Origin of the sequence: Zoogloea sp. (assembly GCF_023150065.1) — a bacterium.
In the GTDB taxonomy this organism is placed as follows: Bacteria; Pseudomonadota; Gammaproteobacteria; order Burkholderiales; family Rhodocyclaceae; genus Zoogloea.
Genome location: NZ_JAKLLN010000081.1, coordinates 292 through 912 on the forward strand (window position 1 = coordinate 292; position 621 = coordinate 912).

A 621-nucleotide genomic window follows, 5' to 3' on the forward strand; every position below is an offset into this window, starting at 1 on the left:
CCCGCTCTCGGTGCGCTGGTACGGGCTGATGTACCTCGCCGGCTTCGTCGCCTTTGTCGCGCTGGGCCGCTGGCGCATCGCGCGCCGGCCCGACCTGAAGTGGACGGCGAAGGACATCGACGACCTGCTCTTCTACGGCGTGCTCGGCGTGGTGATCGGCGGGCGGCTCGGCCAGGTGCTGTTCTACGAGCCGGCGCACTACCTTGCCAACCCGCTGGAGATCCTCGCCGTCTGGAAGGGCGGCATGAGCTTCCACGGCGGCTTCCTCGGCGTGCTGGCGGCACTGACTTTGTATGCGCGCAAGAAAAAGCTCGCCTGGTTCGCGGTGATGGACTTCATCGCCCCGCTGGTGCCGCCCGGGCTGGGCTTCGGCCGCCTCGGCAACTTCATCAACGGCGAGTTGTGGGGGCGCGCCGCCGATCCCTCGCTGCCCTGGGCGATGGTGTTCCCGCACGTCGACGCCATCGCGCGCCACCCCTCCCAGCTCTACCAGGCCTTCCTCGAGGGCGTCGTATTCTTTGCCGTGCTGTGGTGGTTCTCGGCGAAGCCGCGCGCACTGGGCGCAGTGTCGGCGGTGTTCCTCATCGGCTACGGCACGGTGCGCTTCGTCGCCGAATTCTT

1 protein-coding gene is annotated in these 621 nt (G+C 68.3%); it reads left to right on the plus strand.

Annotation, left to right across the window (positions count from 1 at the left end):
- The coding region (gene lgt, locus L6Q67_RS23515) for a prolipoprotein diacylglyceryl transferase (RefSeq protein ID WP_296575940.1) at positions 1-621 on the plus strand (621 nt) is incomplete at both ends.